Here is a 20,761-nt window from a genome sequence, read left to right on the forward strand (position 1 = left end):
GTCCGGCCGGACCGGGCGAGCGCCCGGCGCGGTTCGCCGGGGGTGGTTATGGTCGTCGGGTGAACCGACTCGTCGACGCCACCAGCCCCTATCTGCTCCAGCACGCCGACAACCCGGTCGACTGGTGGCCCTGGTCGGACGAGGCGTTCGCCGAGGCGAAACGGCGGGACGTGCCGGTGCTCATCTCGGTGGGCTATGCCGCCTGCCACTGGTGTCACGTCATGGCGCACGAGTCGTTCGAGAACGAGCAGGTCGGCGCCCTGATGAACGACAACTTCGTGTCGATCAAGGTGGACCGTGAGGAACGCCCGGACGTGGACGCCGTCTACATGACCGCGACCCAGGCGATGACCGGCCAGGGCGGTTGGCCGATGACCGTCTTCGCCACCCCGGACGGCACGCCGTTCTTCTGCGGCACCTATTTCCCGCGGCCCACCTTCGTCCAGTTGCTTGAGTCGGTCACCACCGCCTGGCGGGAGCAACGGGAGGTGGTGCTGGGCCAGGGCGCCGCGGTGGTCGAGGCGATCGGTGGCGCGCAGGCCGTGGGTGGCCCCACCGCCCCGCTGGACGCGCCGCTGCTCGACGCCGCGGCGGGCAGGCTGGCCGGTGAGTACGACGCGACGAACGGCGGCTTCGGTGGCGCCCCGAAGTTTCCACCGCACATGAACATGCTCTTCCTGCTGCGTCACCACCAGCGCACGGGTGACCCGCGCAGCCTGGAGATCACCCGACACACCGCCGAGGCGATGGCCCGTGGCGGCATCTACGACCAGCTCGCCGGTGGTTTCGCCCGCTACTCGGTGGACGCGCACTGGACGGTGCCGCACTTCGAGAAGATGCTCTACGACAACGCGCTGCTGCTGCGGGTCTACACCCAGCTGTGGCGGCTCACCGGTGACCCGTTGGCTCGCCGGGTGGCCCGGGACACCGCCCGGTTCCTCGCCGACGAGCTGCACCGGCCGGGGGAGGGCTTCGCGTCCGCGCTGGACGCCGACACCGAGGGCGTCGAGGGGCTCACCTACGCGTGGACGCCCACCCAGCTCGTCGAGGCGTTGGGTGAGGAGGACGGCCGCTTTGCCGCCGACCTGTTCACAGTGACCGACAAGGGCACCTTCGAACACGGCATGAGCGTGCTCAGGCTGGCCCGGGACGTCGACGACGCCGCACCCGAGGTCCGCGCCCGCTGGCAGCAGGTGGTGGGCCGACTGCTCGCCGCCCGGGACACCCGCCCGCAGCCGGCGCGCGACGACAAGGTGGTGGCCGCCTGGAACGGGTTGGCGATCACCGCGATCGTCGAGTTTCTCCAGGTTGCCGCGTTGTCCGCGTCCCCGCAGGACGAGGACGCCAACCTGATGGAGGGCGTCACCATCGTCGCCGACGGCGCCATGCGCGACGCGGCCGAGCATCTGGCCGCCGTACACCTGGTGGATGGCCGGCTGCGTCGGGTCTCCCGCAACGGCAAGGTCGGCGATCCGGCCGGCGTTCTGGAGGACTACGGCTGTGTGGCCGAGGCATTCTGCGCGCTGCACCAGCTCACCGGCGAGGGCCGTTGGCTCACGCTGGCCGGTGCGCTGCTGGACGCCGCCCTGGCACACTTCGCGGCGCCCGGTGGTGCCTTCTACGACACCGCCGACGACGCGGAGCGGCTTGTCGCCCGCCCGGCCGACCCGACCGACAACGCCACCCCGTCCGGCCGGTCGGCCCTGGTCGCCGGGCTGGTGGCGTACGCGGCGCTGACCGGGGAGACGCGTTACCGGGAGGCCGCCGAGGCGGCCCTCGCCACTGTCGCGCCGATCGTCGGGCAGCACCCCCGGTTCGCCGGGTACGCGGCCATGGTCGGCGAGGCGCTGCTCTCCGGGCCGTACGAGATCGCCGTGGCGACCGACGACCCGACCGGGGACCCGCTGGTGGCCGCTGCCCACCGGCATGCCCCGCCCGGTGCGGTGGTCGTCGCCGGGCGTCCGGACCAGCCCGGTGTGCCGCTGCTCGCCGACCGGCCGCTTGTCGACGGGCGGTCCGCCGCGTACGTCTGCCGGGGTTTCGTCTGCCAGCGGCCGGTCACCTCGGTCGAGGAGCTGGTTGCCGAGCTGGGCTGAGCGCACAGTAGTTGCCCACGCCGCACACCGGCTGGCCTCCCCGGCGCTTCCGGGGCGGGTCGCCGGCCCACCGGGTGGGCGCGCCGAGGGCCCGGATAGGCTGGCCGCGCTATGGATTCCCGTACCGGTCTGCCTGTTGTCGGCATGGTGGGTGGCGGCCAGTTGGCCCGGATGACCCACCAGGCCGCGATCGCCCTCGGCCAGTCACTGCGTGTGCTCGCGACCGCCCCCGAAGACGGCGCGGCGCTCGTCGCCGCCGACGTCCAGTACGGCGACCACACCGACCTGGCCGCCCTGCGCACCTTCGCCAAGGGCTGCGAGGTGGTCACCTTCGACCACGAGCACGTGCCCTCCGAGCACATCCGCACGCTGGCGGCGGAAGGGGTGACTCTCTATCCGCCGGCGGACGCGCTCCTGCACGCCCAGGACAAGCAGGTCATGCGGGAACGCCTGACCGAGTTGGGTGCGCCCAACCCGGCGTGGCGCCCGGTCGGCGAGCCCGCCGACCTGGTCGGCTTCGGCGCGCAGGTCGGCTGGCCGGTGGTGCTCAAGGCCGCTCGGGGTGGCTACGACGGTCGGGGCGTCTGGATGGTCGACGACGCCGACCAGGCCGCCGAACTGGCAGCCACACTGCTCGCCGGCGGCACCCGGCTGATCGTCGAGGAGCGGGTGCCGCTGCGGCGGGAGTTGGCCGTGCAGGTGGCCCGCTCGCCGTTCGGTCAGGTGGCCGCGTACCCGGTGGTCGAGACGGTGCAGTCCGACGGCATCAACGTGGAGGTGCTGGCCCCGGCGCCCGACCTGGGCGAGGAGCTGGCGGTCGCCGCCCAGCAACTCGCCATCGACCTGGCCACCGCGCTCGGTGTGATCGGTCTGCTGGCCGTGGAGCTCTTCGAGGTGCGCGACGAGGCCGGCCGGCCCGCGGTCGTGGTCAACGAGCTGGCGATGCGCCCGCACAACTCGGGGCACTGGACCATCGAGGGTGCCCGCACCTCACAGTTCGAGCAGCACCTGCGGGCGGTGCTGGACTACCCGATGGGCGACACCGCGTTGACCGCCCCGGTGGTGGTGTCGGCGAACGTGCTGGGCGGCGAGCCGGGCGGCATGTCGATCGACGAACGGTTGCACCACCTCTTCGCCGCCGAGCCGGGCGCCAAGGTGCACCTGTACGGCAAGCAGGTGCGACCCGGCCGCAAGATCGGGCACGTCACGGTGCTCGGCGACGACCTTGACGACGTACGGGCACGGGCCGCACGGGCCGCCCGCTGGCTGCGCGAGGGGCACGAGTGACATCGGTCGAGAAGGAGACCCCGGTGACCACGGTCGGGCTGATCATGGGTAGCGACTCGGACTGGCCGACCATGCGGGCCGCCGCCGAGGTGCTCGACGACTTCGGTGTGGCGTACGAGGTGCGGGTGATCTCGGCGCACCGGACCCCGGTCGCGATGATCGAGTACGGCCGGGACGCCGCGGAACGGGGCCTGAAGGTGATCATCGCCGGGGCTGGCGGTGCCGCCGCCCTGCCGGGCATGGTCGCGTCGGTGACGCCGCTGCCGGTGATCGGTGTGCCGGTGCCGCTGAAGCACCTCGACGGCATGGACTCGCTGCTGTCCATCGTGCAGATGCCGGCCGGGATCCCGGTCGCCACAGTGTCGATCGGCAACGCCCGCAACGCGGGCCTGCTGGCCGTACGCATCCTCGGCGCGAGCGACGAGAACCTGCGCGCCAGGATGACGACCTACCAGCAAGACCTGGAGAAGCTGGTGGCCGAGAAGGAAGCAAACCTCCAGGCAACACTCCCCTAACCCTCCCGGTCAGGCCGCAGCCGCGTCGATCATGGAGTTGTGGTGCCGAAAAGAAGGCACTACGGGGCTTTTGTCACCCACCACAACTCCATGATCGACACACGAGGGCGGTTGGTCCTGGAACCCGGACCGCTCGTCGTGCCCACTCACTCAGCCTCCGGTTAGTCATCTCATGCCGCGTAGGGCGGTTTGGAGGCGTTCCTGGGCGCGGCGGCGGCGTTCGTTGCTCGCGCCGAGCACGAGTAGCACGATGCCCACCGGGATGAGCACCAGCCACGGGCCGAGGCTGAACAGCGCGTGGATCGCGGTGATCGCGGTGACCGACGCGCCGACGATCACCGGTGCCTGCTGCCGGCTGGACGAGCCGAAGATCAACACTGCGACCGCGCCGAGGAGCAGGAGCATCTGCCGCAGCGTGCTGGACTCGGTGGCCAGCACGATGGCCAGCGTCGGCACGAAGGCCGCCACCAGCGCCGGCCCGTACGCCACCCAACTGCTCAGGTCCGGTCGGTGCCGCAGCTCCAGGACGCCGACGAGGAGGGCCAGCGCGGCGAACGGCAGCGTGTACGCCTCGGGCAGCGCCACCTCGGCGACCCGCATCAGGATCCACCACGCGGTGATCTCGCAGACCACCACCGCCCAGAACAGGATCCGGCGTTCCACCGGCCGGCGACCGGGCCGGGTCGCCGCCACGCCGAGGACCGCACCCCAGGCGGCCAGCAGGGCGGCGATGTGTCGGGGCGAGTCGAAGGCGAGGGCCAACGCGATGAGCGCCGCAGCGTACCCGGTCCACTCCACTGTGGAGGCTTCCCGCCGCGCCTCGGGGCGGCGGAGTCGAGGCAGCGTCGCGGCGAGCACCTGGAGGACCGCCCCCACGGCGAGCACTCCGAACGCGGACCAGACCGCGGCCAGCCCGGCGACCAGGCCGACGGTGAGGACGAAGAGCTGCGCCATGAGTGAGGCGAAGAGCCAGCCGAGGATGCGCGCCCGTTGGGTGGTGCCGAACAGGGCGGCCACCATGCCGACGCCGACACCGCTGCCGAGGGTGAACAGGGTCATTTGCCGGTCGGCCAGGCTGCCGGCGAGCCCGGCGCTGCCACCGGCCAGACCGATGACGAACACCAGCACCCGGGCCAGCCGCAGCGAGCGGGCCCGCTCGACGAGCGGCGGCGGTGGGGTCAGCGCGAGGCCGAGCATCGCGATGGTGAAGACGGCGAGCGCGGCAACGGTGCCGGCGGGCCAGCCCCAGCCCAGCGCGATGGGTGCGATCAGCAGCGTGACGGCGGCTCCGGGCAGCACCACGGGGACGGCACGGGAACGTCGACCACCGCTGAAGCCGGTGGCGGCGAGCGCGGCGGTCGCGGTGAGCAGCAGAGCCGTCAGCACGTGCGTCGGATTGACCACGTCCGGTGGTGGGGTGAGCAGCTCCGGCGGCGGGCCCTGCCAGATCCGGGTCAGGGTGCGGTGTGGCTCGACAAGCGCGGCAACCAGCGCGGGTGCGATCGAGGCGAGGGCCAGGGCGGTTGGCAGGGCCGCCGCGGCCAGCGCACCCGCCGCCGGGTTGACCCGCCAGCGGCGTCGCTCCGGGTCGTCCGGCAGTCGCCGTAGCGCGCCGTCGAGGCGTACCGCCCAGCGCCGGACCGGCTGGGCGGAGCCGGTGGGCGGCACTGTTGCCGCACGGATCAGCTCGGCCAGCACGCCCAGCAGGGCGGCGGCGGCCGCGTAGACACCCGCGGGGAGGCCGGTGGGGATGGCGGCGAGGGCGCTGATGCTGGCCCCGCCGACCACCGCGACGCTCACCCAGGGCAGATATTGCGGCACCTGCCGGCGGACCGCGGCCACGGCGGCCAGGCCGAGGCTGGACGCGGCCAGCGCGGCGGTCAGCACCACCTGCGTCGAGTTCTCGAATTCGGCGGCCAGTGCCGCCACCGCACCGGGGAGGGCGAGCAAGGCGCCACCGACGGCCGCGCCACCGATGAGCACCAGGTGCGGTGGCATCCCCTCGGTGTCGATGTCGGTCACCTGTGGGCCGGCCAGGACGCGTGCCAGCGTCGCCACCACCACGCCGATCAGCGCGATGCTGCCCAGGGCCAGTGCCGTGGTCCAGGGTCGGACCAGACCGGCTCCGGCGGCGTGCAGCGCGACCACCCCGGCCACTGTCGCCCGGGACAGCCCGGCCCGCGCCTCCTCCGTGGCCACCGCGGCCATCCCGTAGACGGTGGCGACCATTCCGCCCACCAGGACCGGCGACCACCAGGCCAGATCGAACGCTGCCGGCGCGCCGATCGTGGCGAGCACCACGGCCCCGCCCGACACGTCCCACCGCCACGGCGGCGGGAGCAGGATGCCGGCCGCGAGCGCCAACAGCGCCAGCGCGACAGGCGCCTGCCAGGTGGCGCCACCAACGGGCGAGGCCGGCCAGCCGCTCAGGTCGCCCTGCCAGATCGGACCGGGCGTGGCCAGCACGCCGACCCCACCGCGCGCCGCCGACCAACCGGCGAGTACGCCGATGAGGAGACCGCCGACGGCGAGGCCGAGGATCGGCCCGCGTCGCCACTCCTCCGGCATGCTGCGTGCCCCCACGGCGACCACCAACAGCAGGGCGGCGGCCACCGCCAACTGCCCGCCCGGGGCGAACACCGCACCGATCCGCACCAGCGTGGCGATCAGGGCGGTGGTGACCGCCGCGGCGGCCAGATCCGAGCCGTCGAGGGTGAGATCGGCGCGACGGCCGGCGTCGATGGACGGGGCGAGGAAGAGCAGCACCGCCGCGACCAGCAGTAACGCGCCCACCCAGGCGTCGGCGACGGTCGCGCCGGGTGCCCCGAACGCGGCGGCGGTGACCAGCAGCGCGCCCAACCCCGTGCCGACCGACAGCGGTACGGGGATGCGGCGCTGGGACACCTGCACGATGGCCGCGTAGCCGAGCGTCACGCAGACCGCCAGGAAACTGGCCGCCAGGACCGGGACTGTCACCTCCCGGAGGCTGGCCGGGGTGGGGGTCGGATCGGTCGGCACACTGGCGGCCACGAACGCGGCCACCGCCCCGGGCAGCGCGAACGCCGCGCCTCCGGCGGCCCAGGCGGTGACCGTGTCGGAGGCGGCCGAGGCGATCCGGATCCGGGGTGCCAGCGCGACAAGTGTGCCGGCCGCGAACAGGGTGAGCAGGACCGCGGCGGTGAGGGCCGGGCGCGACAGGCTGGCGCCGGCGCCGAGTAGGCCCACCACTGCCGCCCCGATGGCGTGCGCCGCCGCGGCCCGGTCGGTGCGGGCGGAGAGGCCGATGACCCCGATGCCGATCGCGGTGATCACCATCGGCCAGGGCGCCGCCGCCCAACCGAGGCCGAGCGACGCCGGCACGGCCAACGCGGTGAGCGCCGCGCCGGCGACCGCGAACTCACTGCGGATCTCGGTGGGCAGGGCCAGCACCGCCGCGATGGTGAGCAGGAACGCCGCGCCGGCCAACTGCCAGGAGGTCGGCCCGACCGCCGCGGCCAACTCGGCCGGATACCTGTCGAGGTCGGCACCCCAGGCGGGCAGTGCCGCCCGGACCGGCGCCAACCCGGCGCGCAGCGCGCCTCCGGCGACCACCAGACCGCTGACGGTCAGCGCCACCGCCGAGGCGATCTGCGGGCCGCGTCGGGCCGCCTCGGGCACCGCACGCACGGCCAGCCCGGTCACCGTGATGACCGCCGCGATCAACAGCAGCGCCCGGCCCGGGAAGGCCACCGAGGCGATCCGACTGAGCGCGCCGATCACGGCGAGGGTGACGATGCCCGCCGCGACGTCGGGCAGCGGCGGGCGGCGCAGCACCAGCGCACCGGCCAGCCCGACCAGGGCGGCCAGCAGCAGCACCACCCCGGCGCCGGTCGCGGTCGGCACGGTCTGCGCCCGCAGGAGGGCGGTGGTCGCGTACGCCAGGGCGACCGCGACCGCCACCGCGTGCAGCAGCCAGGTCAGCTCGCGCAGGCCGGGAACCGGACGGGTCGGTCGCGTGTCGGCGGAACCCGCGCTGGCGTCGATCAGCTCGGCGGCCTCCTCCGGGTCGCCCTCCGGCCGGGTCTCGCCGCTGCGCTGCCGGGGTGCCGACGTGGTTTCCGAGGGTGGCAGGTCCTGCCGGGCGGGGCGTTCCACGGCCACGCCGGAGCGGGCCAGCCAGAGGTCGACGAGGGCGACCAGGGCCAGCACCAGCGCCCAGCCGCCCGGGCCGGTGATCCGGTCGTACGCCAGCAGCGGCAGCACCGGCTGCGCGGCGAGCACTGTGGCGAACCGGGGTGCGCGCAGACCCGTCCAGCCGGCGTACCCGAAAGCGGCGGCCGCGGTGACCGCGAAGATCACCCCGGCGAAGACAGTGCCGGACGCGCCGCCGGCGCCGATCCGGTCCACCGCCCAGAGGGCGTTGCCGGCCAGCGGCACCAGCAGCAGGCCGACCGCGGCGATGGTCTCGGCGGTGGAGGTGAGCCCACGGCGGGCCAGCGCCGGCGGGGCGAGCAGCATCAGCACGGTGGCCAGGAGCAGGATGCCGAGCCGGGCCAGCGCGTCCATCGAGCTGGTGGCGACCACGGCGAAGACCACCGCGGAGACCGCGAGCAGCAACGCGCCCAGCCCGAGAGGGATGTTCTGTACCTCGCGTGACGAGGCCTCCGGAGGGTGCTCGGGATCGTCCGCGTCCAACCAGCTCGCCCGCGGCGGCGGAGGTGGCGGGTCCTCCGGTGCGGGCGAAGTGCCCTGGCGGGGGACCCGGGGCGGCGCCCCGGTGGTGGCGGTCGGTGGTCGGCGGCCGGGGCGGCGGCGGAGCACTCGACGCGGCCGGGTGGCCTGCTTGAGTCGTTCCTCACCTGCGTGGGCGAGGATGTCCCGCTGGAAGAGCGCGGCCTGCATCTTCGCGGCGATCTGCCGCTGCTCGCGGGCGATGGCGGCGTCGCGCGCCTTCATCTCCGCGATCGAACGCTCGATATCCGCGAGGTGTTCGACCCATTGCGGCTGGTCAGCCCCGCAATGCGGGCACTGGACGGCCGGCTTGATCTCCCGACCGCACGAGGAGCACTGAAAGGTCGCCACGACACCCCTCCACCCGCACTGTGGACTCCCACTGTCGCAGCATGCCCAAAGCTGGCGCGGATTTCGACTCTTGTCGGCGGGTCCGGGGCAAACAACGACACCGGCCGGCCACCGAGATGCTCGATGGCCGGCCGGCGACGTCCGTCGATCAGGGGCGGCCCATGCCCCGGTACTGCCAGCCGGCCTGGGTCCAGAGCGCCGAGTCGAGGCAGTTTCGACCGTCGACCACCTTGCGGCCGTTGACCAACTCGCCGAGCGCGACCGGGTCGGCGTTGCGGAAGTCGGCCCACTCGGTGAGGACGCACACCAGGTCGGCGCCGGTGACCGCCTCGTTGATGCCGGTCTCGTAGGTCAGCTCCGGCACCGCACGGCGGGCGTTCTCGGTGCCCTGCGGGTCGTACACGTGCACCTCGGCGCCGGCCTTGTGCAGCAGCGCGGCGACGGCGAGCGCCGGAGCGTCGCGGACGTCGTCGGTGTTGGGTTTGAAGGTCGCACCGAGTACGGCGATCCGGGTGCCGGAGAAGTCCGGGCCGGCCGGACCGGAGCGGCGGCCGAGCAGATCCGCGGCGAGTTGCAGCACCCGGGTACGACGGCGCAGGTTGATCAGGTCGACCTCGTGCAGGAAGCGCAGCGCCTCGCCGGCACCCAGCTCCTGGGCGCGGGCCTGGAAGGCCCGGATGTCCTTGGGCAGACAGGCGCCACCGAAGCCGAGACCGGACTGGAGGAACCGGTTGCCGATCCGCGGGTCGTAACCGATCGCGCGGGCCAGTTGGGTGACGTCGCCACCGGACGCCTCGCAGACCTCGGCCATCGCGTTGATGAAGGAGATCTTGGTGGCCAGGAAGGCGTTCGCGGCGACCTTGACCAGCTCGGCGGTGGCGAAGTCGGTGACCACCAGGGGCACCTCGCGGTCCTCGGTGGCGGCCAGGTCGAACACGCCCTTGTGCGCGGCGTAGAGCATGCCGTTGGCCCACTCGCTCTTGACACCGACCACGATCCGGTTGGGGCGCAGGACGTCGTCGACGGCGAAGCCCTCCTGGAGGAACTCGGGGCTCCACGCCACCTCGACGCCCAGGTCGTGGGGGGTGTGCTTGCCGACAAGCTGTTCCACCCACTCGGCGGTGCCGACCGGCACCGTGGACTTGCCGACGATCAGCGCCTTGCGGGTCAGGTGCTGCGCGAGGCTGGTGACCGACGCCTCGACGTACGACAGGTCGGCGCCCATCCCGTCGGCCCGCTGCGGGGTGCCGACGCAGATGAAGTGCACGTCACCGAAGTCGGCGGTCTCGGCGATGTCGGTGCTGAAGCGGAGGCGGCCGGCGGCGAGGTTGCGCCGCAGCAGCTCATCCAGGCCGGGCTCGTGGATCGGCACCTGCCCGGCGTTCAGCGTCGCGATCTTGTCGGCGTCGACGTCGAATCCGAGCACGTCGTAGCCCAGTTCGGCGTAGCAGATGGCGTACGTCGCACCGAGGTAACCAGTCCCCAGGAACGTCACCCGCGGCCGAGGCGCGCCCGAGGGCGGTGTCACCGCGGCGATGGCGGGGGTCGGCTGGATGGTGGGGTAGGGGATCGTCACGCCTGTCTTCTCCGCTCGCACTGGCGGCGCGTCGTCGCGTCGCATTCTGCGGCACCTGGCGGGGCACCGGAGGGGTGGCTCACTGTTCTCCTCCATCATCGCCCAGCGGCGTGGGTGCACCCTCATGCCCATACCTACGCGCCGGTAACATCACTCGAACTGCAGTCGCTAGTCTTCAGTCTGCGCGGTCGGCGGTCAGGAGTCGTCAGAGACTGCGCATGATAGCGGTGAAGGGGAGGGGCCAACATGGCCGCAGGCGAGTCGTTCGACGTCTACCAGTTGCCCGAGGAGCACCAGGCGATCCGGGAGGCGGCGCGTGCCGTCTGCACGGCGAAGGTCGCCCCGCACGCCACCGAGGCCGACGAGACCGGGGAGTTCCCCAAGGCGTCCTACGAGGCACTGCGGGCGGCCGACTTCCACGCCCCGCACATCCCCGAGGAGTACGGCGGCGCCGGCGCGGACGCGCTGGCCACCGCCATCGTGATCGAGGAGGTGGCCCGCGCCTGCGCGTCCTCCTCGCTGATCCCCGCGGTGAACAAACTCGGCACGATGCCGCTGTTGTTGTCCGGTTCCGCGGAGGTCAAGCGCCGCTACCTGCCGCCGGTCGCCTCCGGTGCGGCGATGTTCTCGTACTGCCTCTCCGAGCCCGAGGCGGGCAGCGACGCCGCGTCCATGACGACCCGCGCGGCTCGTGACGGGGATCACTGGGTGCTCAACGGCGTGAAGCGGTGGATCACCAACGCGGGCGTGTCCGAGTTCTACACCGTCTTCGCCGTCACCGACCCGGCCGCCCGCTCCCGGGGCATCTCGGCCTTCGTGGTCGAGAAGTCCGACCCCGGTGTGAGCTTCGGCGCACCCGAGAAGAAACTCGGCATCAAGGGCTCGCCCACCCGCGAGGTCTACCTCGACAACGTGCGGATCCCCGCCGACCGGATGATCGGCGCGGAGGGCACCGGCTTCGCCACCGCCATGAAGACCCTGGACCACACCCGGGTCACCATCGCCGCGCAGGCCGTCGGGATCGCGCAGGGCGCGCTCGACTACGCCAAGGGGTACGTGGCCGAGCGTCGACAGTTCGGCAAGGCGGTCGCCGAGTTCCAGGGCGTCCAGTTCATGCTCGCCGACATGGGCATGAAGCTGGAAGCCGCCCGGCAGCTCACCTACGCGGCGGCCGGCAAGTCCGAGCGCGGCGACGCCGACCTGACCTACTTCGGCGCGGCGGCCAAGTGCTTCGCCTCCGACGCCGCCATGGAGATCACCACGGACGCGGTGCAGCTGCTCGGCGGTTACGGCTACACGCGGGACTACCCCGTCGAGCGGATGATGCGCGACGCCAAGATCACCCAGATCTACGAAGGCACCAACCAGGTCCAGCGGATCGTCATGGCGCGGGAGTTGTTGAAGGGCTGATCCGGGGCTGTTTTGGCAGCTCAGGGCAGGTGCTGGAGGGTCGATCGGCGTGGCCACGCAGTGTGGCTGAGTGATTACCTTGTGGGATATTTGTGGTCACCCCAGAACGCTTTCGGTTGGCGTTATGGGGAAATCCTGGGGAAGTCCATCCGCCCATCTGCATGCATCGAATGCATTGTGGATGGTGAAGTGCTGTCGAGACATAGGTGGGCGTCTCAGGAGGGGTGCCTCGCTCGATCGAGGAACGTAGCTGACTGCCGACCAGTCGGTCGGTTACGTCGAGTAATGAGTGCGTGGTGTCGGTCGGCTGGGCGGAGCCTCGCGGCCAGCCCTGGCGGATGGTGGTAGACGGCGTTGGCGTGGGGGTTGTCGCTCGGCTGCGAGATGCCGGGCGCGGACTAGGACTGTCACCCTCGGGTGGCGGGCGGTCGGCGAGGCCTGCACCGCCAGTCGGCGACAGTCCGTCTGGGCCGCACGGTGCCTGTCAGCCGGAGGCTGATTCGAGAAGCTGGTGCAGCGTGGGGTCGAGCGTGTAGATAGTGGTGTGCTCGTCGATGACCGCGCCGCAGACCAAATCCTCCGGCGCCACGTAACGGCGTGATCCGGGAAGCCGGCCGGCGCCGAGGGTGAAGGGCTCGATCGGTACTCGTCCAGGTCGATCAGATGCAATTGCTGGTTAGCGAAGCCGTACAAAGAGCAGTCATTGTAGAGCCGAGCGTGACGAACCCGGCGGCGGTGACGACGAGGTGAGTGTCGAGGATCGTGTTTCGGTCGCCTCGACGGCCGGGGTTAGCGACTGCGGGAACCAGGTCAAGATCGTGCGGTCCGTACTGCCCGAGGTGGCTTGGTTGAGGATGTTGCTGTTGCGCCAGTGGTGCATCAACGTCGGTCGGCCGGCCGATCTGCCACGGCATGTTGGCCCTGCGGCCTGTTCGTGATCTAGGAACCCCCAGTAGTCACCCGGACAGCCTGACGTTCCTAGCCGGCAAATTGTACTAATTGGGATTCTTCAGGGCGTGGTTGCTGATGGCTTACTACTGGCTAAATTGAATGTTGGCTGTTCACGAGCCGCTGCGCCCGGTCTTCGGACCGGGCGAGGATCGCAACCTTGTCCGGCCGGCGAATCGCCTCGTAGAGCTGCTCGGCTGCGCCCGGTCTTCGGACCGGGCGAGGATCGCAACTTCGGGCGGGTCTTCCACTCGTCGTTCGGGCCGAAGGCTGCGCCCGGTCTTCGGACCGGGCGAGGATCGCAACCCGGATGCGCGGCGGACATCGTGGTGCCGGCCCGTTGCTGCGCCCGGTCTTCGGACCGGGCGAGGATCGCAACATAGCCGCTATTGCGGTTAGCGATTCCTCGCCCTCTAGCTGCGCCCGGTCTTCGGACCGGGCGAGGATCGCAACCTGGCCCGCGGGGACCAGGCGCACGCCGACCGCGCGCTGCGCCCGGTCTTCGGACCGGGCGAGGATCGCAACTGAACAAGGCGCCTGACGGATCGGCGCTGCCATGAGGCGCTGCGCCCGGTCTTCGGACCGGGCGAGGATCGCAACGCCGAGCAGGGTCGCCACGTAGGCGAAGGCGTCGGCCGCTGCGCCCGGTCTTCGGACCGGGCGAGGATCGCAACCTGGTGATTGCCGGCCGTCCTGTCAACCCGTGCGAGCGGCTACGCCCGGTCTTCGGACCGGGCGAGGATCGCAACGTGCGCATCCGAGACAAGGACACCAACACCGACTCGCTGCGCCCGGTCTTCGGACCGGGCGAGGATCGCAACGGCGAGTAGCCGGCGGACTACGGCGGATCTTGGCCCAGGAGCTGCGCCCGGTCTTCGGACCGGGCGAGGATCGCAACACGGCGAGCAGTCGGGCGCGCCGGGGGCGGATGCGGTGCTGCGCCCGGTCTTCGGACCGGGCGAGGATCGCAACGACTTGGAAGCGCGCACCGCCGCCGGGGCTCGCGCTGGCTGCGCCCGGTCTTCGGACCGGGCGAGGATCGCAACGGTCGTGGGCAGGCCACGCGCGGGCAGCGTCCGGGGCGGCTGCGCCCGGTCTTCGGACCGGGCGAGGATCGCAACCTGCGCTCATTTGACAATTCCCCTCACGGCCTTGGTGGCTGCGCCCGGTCTTCGGACCGGGCGAGGATCGCAACCTCTCAGCCGTGGGTAGCGGCACCTGAAAGGAGGGGCGCTGCGCCCGGTCTTCGGACCGGGCGAGGATCGCAACCTTGAGCTTTATCAACTGGCCCCGGGCGTACCGTTCGCTGCGCCCGGTCTTCGGACCGGGCGAGGATCGCAACTTGCAGCGTCGCTGGAACCCGGCACTCGACGCTGCCGCTGCGCCCGGTCTTCGGACCGGGCGAGGATCGCAACGTGAGTCGGGGTCGCTGGAACAGGATGCCGACGTGGTGCTGCGCCCGGTCTTCGGACCGGGCGAGGATCGCAACTTCTCCGGGGAGACGTCCATTCCGCTGACGTCGCTGGCTGCGCCCGGTCTTCGGACCGGGCGAGGATCGCAACCACGGCATCAACCCGCTGACCGGCGCGGTCATCGCGAGCTGCGCCCGGTCTTCGGACCGGGCGAGGATCGCAACACCCGAGGGTCACGGGCAGCCAGGGCCACCCCGCCGAGCTGCGCCCGGTCTTCGGACCGGGCGAGGATCGCAACTCCAGCAGCCACGGACCCAACTGCCCCACCGGCTCAGTGCTGCGCCCGGTCTTCGGACCGGGCGAGGATCGCAACAACCACAACCACCCACGTGGCGTGGGCCGGCGGCGGCGCTGCGCCCGGTCTTCGGACCGGGCGAGGATCGCAACACGGGTGTCACCACCTTGGCGCGGTCGTCGCCCTGGTGCTGCGCCCGGTCTTCGGACCGGGCGAGGATCGCAACGAGGACACCGACTGGTCACGCCTGAAGATGCTCGCCCGCTGCGCCCGGTCTTCGGACCGGGCGAGGATCGCAACAGGTCTGCCCAGCGCGGCGCCGAGTGCGGCGGCGAGCGCTGCGCCCGGTCTTCGGACCGGGCGAGGATCGCAACATGAAGAACGACTGGTGGATGGAGTACCACGGCGGCGTGCTGCGCCCGGTCTTCGGACCGGGCGAGGATCGCAACCCGGACTCGCGCGACGCGATCGACCACCGTTCAAACGCTGCGCCCGGTCTTCGGACCGGGAGAGGATCGCAACTCGATGACCGGCAGCGCGTCGACGTCGAGCCGTGCAAGCTGCGCCCGGTCTTCGGACCGGGCGAGGATCGCAACGCGGTGATGGTCTGCCGGATGATCTTTTGCAGCTCGGCTGCGCCCGGTCTTCGGACCGGGCGAGGATCGCAACGTCGCCTACCGGAACAAGAACACCAACCACACGCACGCTGCGCCCGGTCTTCGGACCGGGCGAGGATCGCAACTGGCTGACCAGCAAGGCGAAGTATGCGAAGGCCATCGCTGCGCCCGGTCTTCGGACCGGGAGAGGATCGCAACACGACCTTGACCCCAACGTACGTCGGGGTCGCGGGCTGCTGCGCCCGGTCTTCGGACCGGGCGAGGATCGCAACTGGGACGTGGAATCCGGGATGCTCCCTCCGGAACTGGCTGCGCCCGGTCTTCGGACCGGGCGAGGATCGCAACGGCTACGAGAGCTACGAGGCGCTCGACCGGGCTGGCGGCTGCGCCCGGTCTTCGGACCGGGAGAGGATCGCAACATCGCGTTACCCGTCAGCTCGCCACCGGCGGTGAGCGCTGCGCTCGGTCTTCGGACCGGGCGAGGATCGCAACCCGGAGCCGAAGGAACGTCCCGGACCGGACGCGTCGCGCTGCGCCCGGTCTTCGGACCGGGCGAGGATCGCAACGGCGGCAAGGAGAACGACTACAACGAGGTCACGCACGAGCTGCGCCCGGTCTTCGGACCGGGCGAGGATCGCAACGTCGTGCCGTACGCGAGCAAGTTCGTGCGCGAGCAGGCTGCGCCCGGTCTTCGGACCGGGCGAGGATCGCAACGCCGCCTGGAACGATCGCACCGCGGCGTACGTGCGCGAGCTGCGCCCGGTCCTCGGACCGGGCGAGGATCGCAACGAGGGTGACGCAGCGGTGTTGGAGACAGCGGACCCGGCTGCGCCCGGTCTTCGGACCGGGCGAGGATCGCAACGAGATCGTCGACGCCCTCAACGGGATCCGGCACCTGGCTGCGCCCGGTCTTCGGACCGGGCGAGGATCGCAACGAGTACCTGTTGCGCGTTCCGATGGAGCTGGTCCCGCGCTGCGCCCGGTCTTCGGGCCGGGCGAGGATCGCAACCCTTCCCAGGGTCGGCGCCGCTCGCACTCGCGCGGGCGCTGCGCCCGGTCTTCGGACCGGGCGAGGATCGCAACACTAAACCGGGCCAGCGGCGCGGCCTGTCGGTCATTGCAGCGCCCGGTCCTCGGACCGGGCGAGATCGCAACTCCATCGTGCCGGGACGGATACGACCGATCACCGCGTAGCTGCGCCCGTTCCTCGGACCGGGCGAGGATCGCAACCGCCACCCGTAGGTGCGGAACGGCAGCACGTCCTCAACGCTGCGCCCGGTCCTCGGACCGGGCGAGGATCGCAACGTAGGGTGCAGATAGTGACCATACGATGATCGTGAGTGGCTGCGCCCGGTTCTCGGACTGGGTGAGGATCGCAAAAGCCGAACCTACGACACCACCGTGGCCGCTGGCCTCGCTGCGCCCTGTTCTCGGACCGGGCGTGGATCGTAACCCGCAGTACGCGGGGCCGCTCGAAACCGCGACGGGCGCTTCGCTCGGCCTTCAGGCCGGGCGATGATCGCCGGGTCATGGCCCATTCGTCCTCGGTCGTTTCCGCGTGGCAGTAGAAGCTGTAGGCGGCCATGCGGGTGGGCGCGAGAGCCGAAGGGCCGCCTGTTGGCGGATCTTGGACTTCGAGTTCGCACTCCATTGCCGATGATCGTTATAGTCCTCGCGGTGTGTGAGTTCGATGTAACTGACCGCGCTAGGAGGTCGGACCGTGGGGTGGGACGTCGTGGCAGCGGAAGCGGCGAAGGCGGTCGCGGCAGGGGCCGGTGGGGTGGCGGTTGCCGGGGCGGGTGATGTGCTGCGGACATTGCTGCGTCGTTTCGGCGCCTTGCCGAAGGATCCCGCGAAGCTGCTCGACGCGATCGTGCGGGAGGGGAAGCGCGATGCGGAGTTCGCGGCCGAGGTCACCGCCGCGCTCGCCGCCGTCACAGGTGAGGCGGCGCTCGGGAGTGGGATGTTGCCGCCGGTTCAGTTTGCGGACCGGGACGCCGCGCGGGTCGAGCTGGCGCAGGCTGGTGCTCATCTGATCGCCGGCGTCCGCGGGGTGGGCAAGACCGCGCTGGTGCTTCAGGTGAGCAGTGAGGTCGCGGACCGTTTCCCGGGCGGGCAGGCGTACGTCGACCTTGATGCCTTTCGGGTCGGCGAGGCGTTGCAGGTCGCCGATGTGCAGGTGGCGGTGCTGCGGCAGTTGGCGGTGGAGGTGGCCGAGGAGACGCCCGCGGTGCTCGCGGGGCAGTACCTACGGGCGCTGCTGCACCGGCGTTGTGTGCTGGTGGTGGAGAACGCACTGGGGGCCGCGGAGCTGTCGGCGCTGGTGCAGCCGTGGCCGGCGAGCCTGGTGCTGGTGACCGCCCGCCGGCTGACCGACGACCTGCGGGCCTGGGCTACGGCGCCGCCGATGATCCTGCACGGGCTTGACCCGGCAGGCGCGTGGGAGATGCTGGACAACCGCTGCCGCGGAATGTTGGACGCGGAACTGGAGGCGGCCCGCGAGCTGCTGGAGTTGTGTGACCGCCTACCGTTCGCCATTGATCAGGTCGGGGTGCGACTGGTTCGTCGGCGCGGTGAGGTGGGGGCGGTCGCGGCGGTCCGGGACGAGCTGGCAAGCAGCGACGATCCGGGCGAGCTGATTCTGCGGTGCATTTCTCAGACGGTGCGGGAGTTGCCGGACGCAGCCGTGGACGACCTGGTCGCGCTGGCTGCCCAGCCGGTTGCGGAGTTCAGTCGGGCGGCGGCCGCTGCTGCGCTTGGTCATGGTGTGGACGGGCTGATCGATGGTGGGCTGATGGTTGCTGACCGGCCGGGTCGCTTCCGTTTGCCGGGATTGGTACGCGACCATGCCCGACGCATCCTTCCTGGTCGCGGGGTCGACACCGATGCCACGTTCGACCGGCTGTTGTTCTTCTACCGGGATCACGCCGTCGCCGCCGACTTCGCCAACGAGAAAACTAGGCTCCGTCGCTACCAGATGCCGACGGGGCTGGCGTGGACGCCGTCCCGACGGGTGGCGATGGATTGGCTCGAGTCCGAGTTGCCGGTCATCGTCGCGATGATCCCGCAGGCCTTCCACGCCGGCCGGCACGTCGAGGTGACGCAATTGTGTGGGGCACTGGAGCCGTTGCTGACCAGCCGCGGCCACCACTGGCAGATCGCCGGGGCCAACGAGTGGGGCATCCGTGCTGCCCAGGCATTAGGGGACCGTGCGCTGGAGGCGCGGCTGCACGCCGCACAGACGCGCATCTTCACCAAGCTTCGTCAGCTGGGGCGGGCAGAGACGGCGCTGATCGAGGCCGAACGCCTGCTCGCCACGATCGATGACCCGCACCTGCAGTCCTCGGTTATCGAGTACCGGGGGAGTTTGGCTGAGGCCGGCGGCGACCACCCCGCCGCGGAGGACGCGTTCCGCCGCTGTCTGCATATCGATGAGCGGCACCAGCTGACGCGCGGGGCAGGCCTGCACTACCGGATGCTTGCCAACACGCTGGTGTCGCTGGGCCGTCCCCAGGAGGCGCTGCCGATGCTGGCGCGTGCTCTCGCGCTCACCACCGATGTGCGTAATGAGGGGCGGGTCCACGCCGTGACCGCTCGCGCTTACCTCGCTATCGGCGACCTGCCGCGGGTGCGGGCAGCCGTCGAACAGGCTCGGCAGTTGACTGCCGAGGCGACCGCGACACAGTACGAGGTCGAGATCGCCGACATCGAGGCGGAGCTGGCCCAGCGCTCCCGCGACGCCGAGGCAGCGCGTACCCGTTGGGGTTGGATCATCCGGCGTTACTGGGACGCCGGTGACCCCCGTTTCGACCGGTATCTGGACAAGCTCAGGCTGCTGCCGCCTGTACCTCGATGACACGCGGGCCCAGGTAGATCCGGTCCCGGGGCGGGATCCGCCCGTCAACGGTCAACCGGACGTACGCCAAGGAGGCCAGTGCCACCGGGTCGAGTGGCTCGTCGGCGCGCAGCAGCGCGGACCTACCGTCGGCCCAGACCGTGCACGATGTGTCATCGAGCGGCGCGGCCAACGCGTGGGCCTGCGGCCAGCGGGCCAGTTCCGCCGCCGCCTGATCGGCCCACCGTCGCAGCGACCCCGCGACACGGTAGTCGTCGACCAGGACGGTGGCCGCCGCCAGTTGCGGCAGGCTGGCAGTACGGATATCCGCGACCAGGTGCCGGTGCGTCAGGCCCTCGCGCGGGCTGCCGTGGCCAAGGTCGGGGTACCGCTCGATGCGTACCCCGTCGGTCTCGATCACCGCGCCGACGACGACGGCCGGCATCGGTCGCCGCGTCGCCGTCGGAGCGAGGACCGGAGCGAACATCGCCGGCTCCGGCGGCTCGTCCAGCCGAAGCAGCCCGTACAACAGCCGCCGTAACCTCTGCGCGGAGCCCTCACCGTCCGCGTCCGGCTGGGCTAACAGCTCAGTTACCGAGGCGTACGCGCCCGGAACGTGTCGGTCGATCACCTCGTCGACCTGCGCTTGCGGTGGTCGGGCCACATCCCACGAAGGCGCGATCGCCGCGAGCTTGGCGGCAGCCGACCCGGGCACGGTGACCGTGCTGCCCCGGCCCACCAGCATCACCGGCTTGTCCAGCGCGGCCGCGTAGACCCCAAGGGAACCGTGGTCCGTGATCACCACGGAGGAAGCCAGCAGCGCCGCCTGCCAGCCCTCGTGCGGCGGGACGACCTGCAGGCCGTACGCGGCGGCCTGGGCCAACCACGCGCGAACCTGCCACGGGCCGTGCGCCGCCCACACCCCCGGATGCAGGAGGACCACCACCTGGTACTCGTCGGCCGGAAGGTCGGCGACCAACCTCGCCGGCAGTTCAGGCAACCGCGCGAACGCCGCGTCCGGCCCGAACGTCGAGGCCACCACCACCAACCGCTTGTCCCGTCCGCCGAACCCCACACGCAGGTATCTGGAGCGGAACTGCGAGCCCCGCATACGCGACAACGCCGGATCGCCGACCACGACCCCGCGCGATGCCGCGGGCCGACACTCCTGGGCCAGGCGGCGTAGGTGTGCGGCGTGCGGCAGCGCGATCGCGGCCGGCACCACCCGCCCATCCACCATCAGTCGATCAGGGCTCAGCCCCGACACGATCGAGGTGTCCGGGTAAAACTTCTGGTGCCCGGCACCGTGCGGCAACAGAAGCACCGGCGCGTCGAGATCGGCCAACCCGTCGTTCTCGCTCGCCGCGACGGCCAGGTCGAACCTGACGCCGACCGCCTCAGACCACGGCAGTAACGGCGCGCCCAGCTCCACCAAGGCCTCCTCGACCCCGGCCGCCAACATCGACCGCCGCCCGGTGTCATGCGTGAAAACGGTCTGGATCCGCTGGTCACCTGCCGTCAGTGACACCACATCGCGCAACCGACTCAACGTGGTCAGCGTTCGCACGACGACCAGCAATGAACGGCTGGAATCAACCGTTAACCACGGGCTCCGGGCTCCGGGCTCCGGGCTCCGGGCTCCGGGCTCCGGGCTCCGGGCTCCGGGCTCCGGGCTCCGGGCTCCGGGCTCCGGGCTCCGGGCTCCGGGC

General features: G+C 71.5%; 8 protein-coding genes and 1 CRISPR repeat array. Of the genes, 5 read left to right on the forward strand and 3 right to left on the reverse strand.

Features of this window, described 5'->3' with window-relative positions; translation table 11 throughout:
- Window positions 1-59: 59 nt before the first annotated feature.
- The 3 genes from AB0A95_RS12280 (at window position 60) to purE (ending at window position 3,898) form a co-directional block, all read left to right on the forward strand.
- On the forward strand, window positions 60-2,096 hold the full coding sequence (locus tag AB0A95_RS12280; protein WP_357555730.1) for a thioredoxin domain-containing protein: 2,037 nt from the start codon (window positions 60-62) through the stop codon (window positions 2,094-2,096).
- A gap of 111 nt (window positions 2,097-2,207) precedes the next feature.
- Window positions 2,208-3,383 (forward strand): 5-(carboxyamino)imidazole ribonucleotide synthase, encoded by a 1,176-nt coding sequence (locus tag AB0A95_RS12285; RefSeq protein WP_357555731.1) that lies wholly within the window; start codon window positions 2,208-2,210, stop codon window positions 3,381-3,383.
- A 23-nt stretch (window positions 3,384-3,406) separates the two neighbouring features.
- Window positions 3,407-3,898: a 5-(carboxyamino)imidazole ribonucleotide mutase gene (gene purE / locus AB0A95_RS12290; RefSeq protein ID WP_357555756.1), complete on the forward strand. Its 492-nt coding sequence runs from the start codon at window positions 3,407-3,409 to the stop codon at window positions 3,896-3,898.
- 165 nt (window positions 3,899-4,063) lie between these two features.
- On the opposite strand, the gene AB0A95_RS12295 is transcribed toward purE, so the two are convergent.
- Window positions 4,064-8,959 (reverse strand): permease, encoded by a 4,896-nt coding sequence (locus AB0A95_RS12295; RefSeq protein WP_357555732.1) that lies wholly within the window; start codon window positions 8,957-8,959, stop codon window positions 4,064-4,066.
- A 148-nt stretch (window positions 8,960-9,107) separates the two neighbouring features.
- Complete coding sequence (locus tag AB0A95_RS12300) at window positions 9,108-10,535, reverse strand: UDP-glucose/GDP-mannose dehydrogenase family protein (RefSeq protein WP_357555733.1); 1,428 nt, start codon at window positions 10,533-10,535, stop codon at window positions 9,108-9,110.
- Between the two features lie 246 nt (window positions 10,536-10,781).
- On the opposite strand from AB0A95_RS12300, the gene AB0A95_RS12305 reads away from it, so the two are divergent.
- Entirely contained in the window at window positions 10,782-11,945 is a 1,164-nt protein-coding gene (locus AB0A95_RS12305) for an acyl-CoA dehydrogenase family protein (RefSeq protein ID WP_357555734.1), read from the forward strand.
- A 1,070-nt stretch (window positions 11,946-13,015) separates the two neighbouring features.
- Window positions 13,016-16,670: a CRISPR direct-repeat array (repeat unit 37 nt; unit sequence GCTGCGCCCGGTCTTCGGACCGGGCGAGGATCGCAAC).
- A gap of 327 nt (window positions 16,671-16,997) precedes the next feature.
- Complete coding sequence (locus AB0A95_RS12310; protein ID WP_357555735.1) at window positions 16,998-19,073, forward strand: NB-ARC domain-containing protein; 2,076 nt, start codon at window positions 16,998-17,000, stop codon at window positions 19,071-19,073.
- Here AB0A95_RS12310 and AB0A95_RS12315 read toward each other — a convergent pair.
- Window positions 19,045-20,619 (reverse strand): hypothetical protein, encoded by a 1,575-nt coding sequence (locus tag AB0A95_RS12315; RefSeq protein ID WP_357555736.1) that lies wholly within the window; start codon window positions 20,617-20,619, stop codon window positions 19,045-19,047. The genes AB0A95_RS12310 and AB0A95_RS12315 overlap by 29 nt on opposite strands.
- Window positions 20,620-20,761 lie beyond the last annotated feature (142 nt).

Origin of the sequence: Micromonospora sp. NPDC049230 (assembly GCF_040647875.1) — a bacterium.
Taxonomy (GTDB): domain Bacteria; phylum Actinomycetota; class Actinomycetes; order Mycobacteriales; family Micromonosporaceae; genus Micromonospora.